10 protein-coding genes are annotated in these 8,322 nt (G+C 71.9%); 5 read left to right on the top strand and 5 right to left on the bottom strand.

The window, feature by feature from the left end; all coding sequences use genetic code 11:
• On the bottom strand, positions 1-1,154 hold a 1,154-nt coding region (locus A7B18_RS18375), incomplete at its 3' end, for a lipid-A-disaccharide synthase-related protein (RefSeq protein WP_245872961.1).
• A gap of 69 nt (positions 1,155-1,223) precedes the next feature.
• On the opposite strand from A7B18_RS18375, the gene A7B18_RS18370 reads away from it, so the two are divergent.
• From A7B18_RS18370 to A7B18_RS18360, 5 genes are all read left to right on the top strand, one after another.
• Positions 1,224-1,652 (top strand): hypothetical protein, encoded by a 429-nt coding sequence (locus tag A7B18_RS18370; protein ID WP_102128144.1) that lies wholly within the window; start codon positions 1,224-1,226, stop codon positions 1,650-1,652.
• Positions 1,653-1,700: 48 nt separating this feature from the next.
• Positions 1,701-2,702 carry an alpha/beta fold hydrolase gene (locus A7B18_RS18365; protein ID WP_102128143.1) on the top strand — a complete coding sequence of 334 codons (1,002 nt, stop codon included), beginning with the start codon at positions 1,701-1,703 and terminating at the stop codon, positions 2,700-2,702.
• Positions 2,703-2,756: 54 nt separating this feature from the next.
• A complete protein-coding gene (locus A7B18_RS22090; protein ID WP_180970236.1) occupies positions 2,757-2,924 on the top strand; it encodes a hypothetical protein in 168 nt (55 codons plus the stop codon).
• A gap of 113 nt (positions 2,925-3,037) precedes the next feature.
• Positions 3,038-3,190, top strand: coding sequence for a hypothetical protein (locus A7B18_RS22085; protein WP_180970235.1), 153 nt, complete (start codon positions 3,038-3,040; stop codon positions 3,188-3,190).
• Between the two features lie 58 nt (positions 3,191-3,248).
• Complete coding sequence (locus A7B18_RS18360) at positions 3,249-3,449, top strand: hypothetical protein (protein WP_102128142.1); 201 nt, start codon at positions 3,249-3,251, stop codon at positions 3,447-3,449.
• Positions 3,450-3,617: 168 nt separating this feature from the next.
• On the opposite strand, the gene leuS is transcribed toward A7B18_RS18360, so the two are convergent.
• The 4 genes from leuS to A7B18_RS18340 all read right to left on the bottom strand — a co-directional run bounded on the left by leuS (position 3,618) and on the right by A7B18_RS18340 (position 8,250).
• Positions 3,618-6,083: a leucine--tRNA ligase gene (gene leuS / locus A7B18_RS18355; RefSeq protein WP_102128141.1), complete on the bottom strand. Its 2,466-nt coding sequence runs from the start codon at positions 6,081-6,083 to the stop codon at positions 3,618-3,620.
• 190 nt (positions 6,084-6,273) lie between these two features.
• Complete coding sequence (locus A7B18_RS18350) at positions 6,274-6,927, bottom strand: DUF1345 domain-containing protein (protein WP_102128140.1); 654 nt, start codon at positions 6,925-6,927, stop codon at positions 6,274-6,276.
• 42 nt (positions 6,928-6,969) lie between these two features.
• A complete protein-coding gene (locus A7B18_RS18345) occupies positions 6,970-7,773 on the bottom strand; it encodes a class I SAM-dependent methyltransferase (RefSeq protein ID WP_102128139.1) in 804 nt (267 codons plus the stop codon).
• 9 nt (positions 7,774-7,782) lie between these two features.
• Positions 7,783-8,250 carry a GNAT family N-acetyltransferase gene (locus tag A7B18_RS18340; RefSeq protein WP_102128138.1) on the bottom strand — a complete coding sequence of 156 codons (468 nt, stop codon included), beginning with the start codon at positions 8,248-8,250 and terminating at the stop codon, positions 7,783-7,785.
• Positions 8,251-8,322: the final 72 nt, after the last annotated feature.

Raw genomic sequence — 8,322 nt, 5'->3', positions numbered from 1 at the left:
CCGAGAGGTCGGCGGAGGCGAACACCGCGCCGCCCAGCCCGCCGCGCCGGGTCCCCGAGGAGAGCCCGCACCTCCGCCGCCACCGCCTCCGGGGTGGGGGCGACGACCCCCAGCGCGTCCCCGAGCAGCCGCCCCTGCCGCCGCGCGAAGCCCGCCGTGTACTGCGGCCCGCCCGTCGGGAAGGCCACGGCGGGCACGCCCAGCCCCGCGAGTTGCTCGTTCGCCGTGCCCGCCGTGCCCACCGCCACGTCCGCCGAGCGCGCGACCGCCCCGAAGGCGCCCCGCAGCAGGGGGATGCGCGCCCCCTCACCCTGCGCCCAGGCCGTCCGGTCGTCCTCCGCCGTCAGCCGCCAGCCGCCCGGCAGGGTCACGGCGTCCCACCCGTGCGCCCAGGCGACGACGCCCGCGACCCCGGAGAGGCGCGCCGCCGCCCGCAGCATCACGGGCAGGCTCCGGCGGTGGTCCCCCCGCGAGCCGGGCAGCAGGGCGAGCACCCGGCGCCCCCCCGTCAGCGCCGACAGGTCCCGCTCGGGCGGGGGCAGCACGTCGAGGGCGAAGCTGCCCGCCCAGCGCGCCCGCACGCCCCGCGCCCGGTAGTACCGCGCCGTCACCGCGTCGCGCACGAAGACTGCCCGCGCCCCGCGTGCCAGCCGCAACTCGTAGGGCATCGGGAGGTTCGCCCCCAGCGCGTTGAGTTCGCAGAGGGCTCCCCGCACGCCCAGCCCCTCCAGGTAGTGCGCGCTCAGGAGCGGCTGGACGTGGACGAGGGGCACGCCCGCCCCCCGCGCCGCCGCCGTCCCCACCATCAGGGCGTAGGCGTCCCCGACCACGACGACCGCGCCCGCGCCCCGCGCCGCCCGCCCGGCGTCCCGCCACTGCCGCAGCGACGCGCCGACGAGCCCCGCCCGCAGGTCCGCGAGCAGGCTCGCCGCGCTCCCGAAGGGAAAGCCCCCGCTCGGCAGCCGCAGTTCCCCGCCCACCCGCGTGACCCCCGGCAGCCCCGCGTAACTGCCCCCCGCGCCCACGAGGGGCAGCGCCCGCGCCTCCACCCCCGGCAGGGCCGCGCCGAGGTGCCCGAGCAGCCGCGCCCCGATCAGATCCTCCGCCGTGCCGTTCGAAATCAGGAGGACGGGCCGGGGGGGCAGGGGCGTCACGGGGGGCAGCATAGCGGGCCACGGGAGGGGGGTGCTGCCCGGGGGCCCGCGCGTGGTACGAATGGGCGCGTGAACGACTTCGACGCCCTGCAAGCCGCGATTGGGCGCGCCGCCGACGCCCGGCAGGCCGAGCAGCGGGCCTGCGAGGCGTTCCTGAATGCCCTCTACCACGCCCTGCGCACCGCGAGCGGCCCGGGACTCCCCCTGAACAACGTCACGCTCGACTTCACCCCCGACCCCGACCAGCGCCTGCGGCCCGTTCCCCCCGGCGGGTGGCACGCCGCGTGGCTGAGGCTGGGCCTGTGCGAGGTCTTCGTCCGCGTGCGCCGGGAGAACGGCGCCTTCGTGGGCGAGTACGCCGGGCGCGGCGCTTTCCACCTCACGGGCACCACCGAAGACGACCTGATCGCCCTCGCCCGCCGCCTCCTGCGCGACGTGGCCGCCCTCTACCTCGGCGAGGGGGGGCGCGGGCCGCCGGGGCCCGACCGCCTGAACTGAGGCTGGCCCGGGACAATCGCCCTGCCGTCCGGGCCGAAAGATCGGACCATGACTCCCCGCCCCGCCTCCCGCTGGCGCCTGCCCCTCGCCGCCCTCTTGCTCGTCCTCGCGGGGGTGGCCGCCGCGCAGACGCCTGCCCCGGTCGCTCCGGCCCCCGCCACGCCCCGGGTGACGGCTCCGGCCCCGGCCCTGCGCCCCGCGCTCTCCGGCGAGCGGCAGTTCCTCGACCTGCCGGGCTCCCTGCGGGTGGCGTACTACGCCGACCCCCGGGGCAGCGGGCGGCCCCTGGTGCTGACCCCCTCGGTGAACGCCGCCGCGAGCGCCTACGAGGTCAAGCCGCTCTGGGACGCCTACGCGGGCACCCGGCCCCTGTACGCCCTGGAGTGGCCGGGCTTCGGGAGCAGTAGCCGCCCCGACGTGCCCTACACCCCCGAGCTGATGGCGTCGGCCATCCGCGCGCTCGTCGCCCGGATCGGCGGCGACGTGGACGTGGTGGCCCTCAGCCTGGGGGGCGAGTTCGCCGCCCGCGCGGCCCTGGGGGAGCCCCGCATCCGCACCCTGGCCCTGATCAGTCCCAGCGGCCTCGGAGCACCGCGCGGCGGCACCCAGGAGGCGAACGCCGAGGACGGCGGCGAGCGGCTCTACCGCCGTCTGCGCGCGGTCGGCACGCCCCTCTACGCCCTGCTGCGGACCCGGCCCAGCATCGAACTCTTCCTCGACCGCTCCTTCCGCGGGCCCGTGGACCTTGGCCTCGTCGAGTACGCCCTGGAGACGACCCGCCAGCCCGGCGCGAGGAACGCGCCCCTGTACTTCATCAGCGGTCGGCTCTTTACCCCTGACGCCTACCGCGACCTCTACAGCAAGCTCCCGGTGCCCACCCTGGTCCTCTACGACCGGGACGCGTTCGTGAGTTTCGACCGCCTGCCGCAGTTCGACGCCCAGCCCAACGTGAGCGCCGTCCGCATCGAGGGCACCGACGGCCTGCCCCACTTCGAGCGCTTGCCCGAGGTGCGCTCGGCCCTGGACGCCTTCTGGGCGGGGACCCGCTGAGCTCACGCCGCATCTGCGCCCCCCTCGCCCCGCCCCGCGTGTCACCCTGCCCCCATGAGTGACGACGCCCACGCCAGGGCCAACGCCGAACAACTCCGGATGCTGCGCGAGGCGCTCGTGCCCCCCGAGCCCGCGGGGGACGGGGCGCAGACGACCCCGGAGACGGGCGGGGAGCCGTCCTCCGCCCCCGCTCCCGGCCCGTCCCCGCGGGCGACCTCCTGACGCGTCTGCCTCCCCGCCTTGGCCCCCGGACTCTCCAGATTCGCTCAACCGCCTGTTGAGGTTTCGGCAAGCGCCCGTCACCACGCCCGGTGTGGCTTTTCGCACACTGGGGTATGGAACTCGTCCTCCTGCTGGCCGCGGTTACCCTCCTGCTGATGGCGCTCGCCTTCCTCACCCTACCCCGCGAGGACCGCGAACTGGCGCGGGAGGCCCTGGGGCGGCTTCCGGACGGGCCGCGCCCCGCCTGGACGGAGCAGGCCCAGTGAGCGGGGCTGAATATGGAACAGAGAGCCGGGCCACCAGCCTCTCCCCTGGGCGGGAGCCATGACCCCCTCCCACCCGCTTCCTCCGCTCACCTCCTTCTGGACGCCCGGCGGTCGGCTGCACGTCTGTCCCACCCAGGAGGGCGTCTATCTCTCGGTCGACCGCTACGGCGCGGGCTCCCAGGAACTGACCCTCTCCCGCGAGCAGGCCCTCGACCTCCTGCGGCTGCTCCGGGAGGAGGTCGGCGCGGACGACCGCTGATGAGGCCGACACCCCCGCCGACCCTCTGAAGGAGAGACCCCACCCGCCGAATTGGACGGGTGGGGCCTTTTCTGTGTGGAGTTGGAACGGTTGACTCACGGTCTTCGGCCTGCTGGGCGAAGAGAAGCCCCCTTGCCCATCGGGCCGCCTCTTCCTCGGCCAACCGCGCTACTTCACCACGATGTTGATGATCCGCCCCGCCACGTAAATCTCCTTCACCGTCGTCTTGCCCTCGACGAAGCGGGCCACGTCGGGATTTGAGCGGGCGGCGCTCAACGCCTCCTCCTGGCTCGCCGCCCTGCTGATCTCCACCTGCCCGCGCACCTTGCCGCTGACCTGCACGCCGACCGTCACCGTGTCGCGGGTGGCGGCGGCCTCGTCCACCTCGGGCCAGGACTGGACGTGGACGCTCTGTGCCCCGCCGCGCTCGGTCCAGATTTCCTCGGCGATGTGGGGCACCACGGGGGCCAGCATCCGGTTGAAGATGTCCAGCGCCTCGTCCCAAACGCCCGTGCCGAAAGCGGGCGAGCGCTTGGCCTTCACCAGCGTGTTCGTTAGCTCCATCAAGGAAGCGATGATCGTGTTGAAGCTCAGGCGCTCGAAGTCGCCCGAGACCTTTTTCAGGGTGGAGTGGACGGCGTAGCGCAACTCGGCCTCGGTGACGCTTTCCTCCGGCCCGGGCACCTTCTCGTCGAAGTACAGGGCCCAGACGCGCGACAGCCACTTCGCGGGGCCGTTGATGCCGCTGGGGTCCCACGGGCCGCCCAGTTCCCAGGGGGCGATGAACATCAGGTATGTCCGCACCGTGTCCACCCCGTACTCGCGCACCAGATCGTCGGGGTCCACCACGTTGCCCCGGCTCTTGCTCATCTTCTCGCCGTCCGGCCCCAGGATGATGCCCTGGTTGCGCAGCGCCCGGAAGGGCTCGCTTTGCGTGGTCAGGCCCATGTCGCGCATCAGCTTCGTCCAGAAGCGCGAGTACAGCAGGTGCAAGATGGCGTGCTCGATGCCGCCCGTATACAGGTCCACCGGCATCAGGTCGGCCTTGGCGGGGTCGTAAGGATGCTGGTCGTCGTGCGGCGACAGGTAGCGGTACATGTACCAGCTCGAATCCACGAAGGTGTCCATCGTGTCCGTGTCGCGCTCGGCGGGGCCGCCGCAGACGGGGCAGGTCGTGGCGATCCACTCGCGGTCCAGCTTCAGGGGGCTCTGGCCGGTGGGCGTGAACTCCACGTTCTCGGGCAGGCGGACGGGCAACTGGTCGTCGGGGACGGGCTGGGCGCCGTGCTCCGGGCAGTACACGATGGGGATGGGTGTGCCCCAGTACCGCTGGCGCGCGAACAGCCAGTCGCGCAGGCGGTAGGTCGTCTTGGCCTGCGCCACGTCCAGTTCCGCCAGTCGGTCAACGACGGCGGTGATGTGCGCCTTGCCGCCCTTCATCCCGTGCAGCGGCCCCTCATTGACGATGATGCCGTCGCCCGCATACGCCTCGGTGACGGTTACCGCGTCCATCGGCTCGGCGCCCTCGGGTCGCACCGTCTCGATCACGTCCAGCCCGAACTTGCGGGCGAAGTCCAGGTCGCGCTGGTCGCCGCTCGGCACGGCCATGATCGAGCCCGTGCCGTACGTCACCAGCACGTAGTCGGCCACCCAGATGGGGATTTGATGCCCACTGACCGGATGCGTGGCGAAAGAGCCCGTGAACACGCCCGTCTTCTCGCCCACGTCCTGCTGGCGCTCCACGTCGGTCTTGCGGCCCGCCGCCTCGACGTAAGCGCGCACCTCGTCGGCCTGCCCCGGCGTGGTCAGCGTAGGGACCTTGGGATGCTCAGGGGCCAGCACCAGGAAAGTCGCGCCCATCACCGTGTCGGGGCGGGTGGTGAAGACCGTCTCCGGCCCGGCGGGCGTGTCAAAGGTGATCTCGGCGCCCACCGACTTGCCGATCCAGTTCGTCTGCATGACCCTCACGCGCTCGGGCATGTCGGTGCCCGAGAAGTCCAGCAGCTCGTCGGCGTAGTCGGTGATCTTCATGTACCACTGGCTCAGGTTGCGGCGCTCGACGGGGGTGCCACAGCGTTCGCACGCCCCGTCCACGACCTGCTCGTTCGCCAGCACGGTCTGGTCTTTCGGGCACCAGTTCACCAGGCCGTCTTTCTTGTAGACCATGCCCCGCCGGAAGAACTCGGTGAAAAACCACTGGTTCCAGCGGTAGTACTCGGGGTCGCAGGTGGCGAACTGGCGCGACCAGTCGATCATGGTGCCCATCCGCTTGAACTGCCCCGTCATGTGCTCGATGTTCGAGTACGTCCACACCGCCGGATTCAGGTTGTTGCGGATCGCCGCGTTCTCGGCGGGCAGCCCGAAGGCGTCGAAGCCCATCGGGAACAGCACGTTGTAGCCGCGCATCCGCAGCCAGCGGGCCCGCGCGTCCGGCGCCACGTTCGCGTACCAGTGGCCGATGTGCAGGTTCCCCGAGGGGTACGGAAACATCGTCAGCGCGTAGAACTTGGTTTTGGCGGGGTCCTCGCGGAAGGTGTACAGGCCTTCCGCCTCCCACTTCTCCTGCCACCTGGGCTCGATGGCGTGCGGGTTGTAACGCTCGGCGCGTGGCTCCTGAATCTCGATCTTCGACATACGGCTCACTCCTTGGAGGGGGAAAAAGAAAACGCCCCGGCCACACGCAGCCGGGGACGGGCTCGCTCAGGCTCTTGGGCTAGGCGAGGCGTCCCCGGGTGGGAAGCGCAGAGCGGATCACGCCGATCAGTGTAAAGGAGTTGGGACCGAGGGAAAAGGGCCAGATGGCGGAGGCGGGGCGAACAGGCTGCTACCCGAGCAAATTTGCCACCCCGCCCACCGTCAGCGCGATCACGACCGTGCCGAACACGTAGGAGAGGACGGCGTGCTGGAGCAGCAGCCAGCGCATCGCCCGCGAGTTGATGTTGGTGTCGCTGACCTGATAGGTCATGCCGATGGTCAGGCCCAGGTACAGGAAGTCACGGTAGTCGGGGTCCTGCGCGGTGCCGCCCCCCTCCAGAAACAGCACGCCGCCGCCGTCCTGGTAGTAGCGCCGGGCGTAGTGCAGGGTGTACTCGGTGTGCAGCAATAGCCACGAGAGCACCGTCGTCACGACCGCGAGCGCCGTCAGACCGGAGGCCCACTCGGGCCGTTGCTGGGCGAGGGCCAGCGCGAACCCCACGCCGAGCAGGCTGACGAGGGCCGACATGACGGTGAGGAGCAGCGCGATGGTCCGAGTGTCGTCCTCGCGGGTGGCGAGGGCCCGGGTCCGCTCCGGGGTCGAACTCAGCAGCCTCGGCCACACGCGGCCCAGCACAAAGAGGCACAGGGCGTTCCAGCCCAGCAGAATCTGCACGACGAGAGGCCAGCGGTTCGGGAGGAGCACCGCCACGGCCACGCCCAGCACGGCTCCGACCAGAAACCGGGTGACGGCGGGCGGAGGCAGGGAGCGGGGGGCAGTCACCGGGCCAGGATAGAGCGTCCCCGTGCCCGTCCCGGGCCATCCCTACCGCCGGGCACCGATCAGGGCCACCCGCTTGGGCACCCGCCACCCGCCCGCCCGGAACCGGGGCGCCAGCACCCGCCGCAGCGCCTCCCGGACGCGGCCCCGGTCCCCTTCGGCCAGACGGTGCAGCGCCGTCATGGACTCCAGGTAAGTCAGCACCGGCTCGGGGGAAGGAAACATAAGGGCGCTGTCCAGAACATCAACCTGAACCTGACCGAACGCCGCGCGCACCAGCCCCTCGCCGTTGTGCTCCGAGAACACCGCCGACCCCGCCCGGCTCTCCAGCAACCCGCCGAGCGCAGGTTCCTCCGGGGCCACCTCCGCCACCACGTCCCACAGTTCGCCCAGGGAACCGGAGGCGTTCGTCACGGCCAGGAAGCGTCCGCCCGGCCTCAGCACCCGCGCGAACTCCGCCAGGGCGGCGGGAACGTCGGGGACGTGGTAGAGCATGTGGCGCGCCGTGAGCACGCCGAAGGAGGCGTCCGGGAAGGGGAGGGCGTCGGCGCTGGCCTGCACAAACTCGACCCCTGGGTGGAAGGCCGTGGCGTGTTCGACCATGCCAGGGGAGAGGTCCACCCCGACGAGGCGGCCCCGGTGCCCCTGATCACGCAACCGTCCGGGAAAGTCGCCGGGGCCGGTCCCCACGTCCAACAACGCCTCGTTGCCCCGCAGGGCCAGCAACTCGTCCACCCTGGGCTCGAGATCCGGGCCCACCCCGTACCGCACGTGCGTCTCCTTGCGGACGCGCAGGTTCCGGTCGGTGGCGTACTGGGCGGCGACCTCGGCGGGAGAGTTGGCGCTCACGGACTCACCCTACCCGCTGGACTCCGCCACCATGTCCACCCGGTCCAGGCCCGGCCCGTATCCGTCTGGCACGCGCCGCACCTCCCGGAAGCCGAAGCGGGCGTAAAAGGGTGCGGTGTGCTGGCTGGTGTCCAGGTGGACCTCCCGCGCCCCCAGTTCCCGCAGCCGCTCCAGCCGGAAGCGCAGCAGCACCGAGCCGTGTCCCCGCCGGTGGGCGTCCCGCGCGACCATGCCCCAACTGAAGCCCGCCGGGCGTTCCGGGTGCTGCGGGTCGAGCCACACGCCGCCGCAGGCCACGACCCGGCCCTCGTCCTCCAGCACGAAGTATTCACCGTACTCGCCGGAATCGAAGGGTTTGTCCAACCACAGCTCGAACTCCGCCCGCTCCGGTGGCAGGAAGAACTCCGGCACGTTCGAGTCGAAGAGGGCGAGGCAGGCCGCGCGGTCGGTGGGCGTGAAGGGGCGGATGGTCGTCATGGGGTCAGGTTAGGTGCCCGCTCAGGACAGCAAAAGAGCCCTCCGGCAGATTGGATGGCCCTTCTGCTGACG

The organism is Deinococcus planocerae, from assembly GCF_002869765.1.
Taxonomy (GTDB): domain Bacteria; phylum Deinococcota; class Deinococci; order Deinococcales; family Deinococcaceae; genus Deinococcus; species Deinococcus planocerae.
The sequence above is the reverse complement of the archived record's forward strand: the minus strand, read 5'-3'. Positions and strand labels throughout refer to the sequence as shown.

Coding starts and splice junctions, on each gene's coding strand:
- A7B18_RS18365 (WP_102128143.1), top strand. CDS start 1,701: ATGACTCCCCGCCCCGCCTCCCGCTGGCGCCTGCCCCTCGCCGCCCTC.
- A7B18_RS22090 (WP_180970236.1), top strand. CDS start 2,757: ATGAGTGACGACGCCCACGCCAGGGCCAACGCCGAACAACTCCGGATG.
- A7B18_RS22085 (WP_180970235.1), top strand. CDS start 3,038: ATGGAACTCGTCCTCCTGCTGGCCGCGGTTACCCTCCTGCTGATGGCG.
- A7B18_RS18360 (WP_102128142.1), top strand. CDS start 3,249: ATGACCCCCTCCCACCCGCTTCCTCCGCTCACCTCCTTCTGGACGCCC.
- leuS (WP_102128141.1), bottom strand. CDS start 6,083: ATGTCGAAGATCGAGATTCAGGAGCCACGCGCCGAGCGTTACAACCCG.
- A7B18_RS18340 (WP_102128138.1), bottom strand. CDS start 8,250: ATGACGACCATCCGCCCCTTCACGCCCACCGACCGCGCGGCCTGCCTC.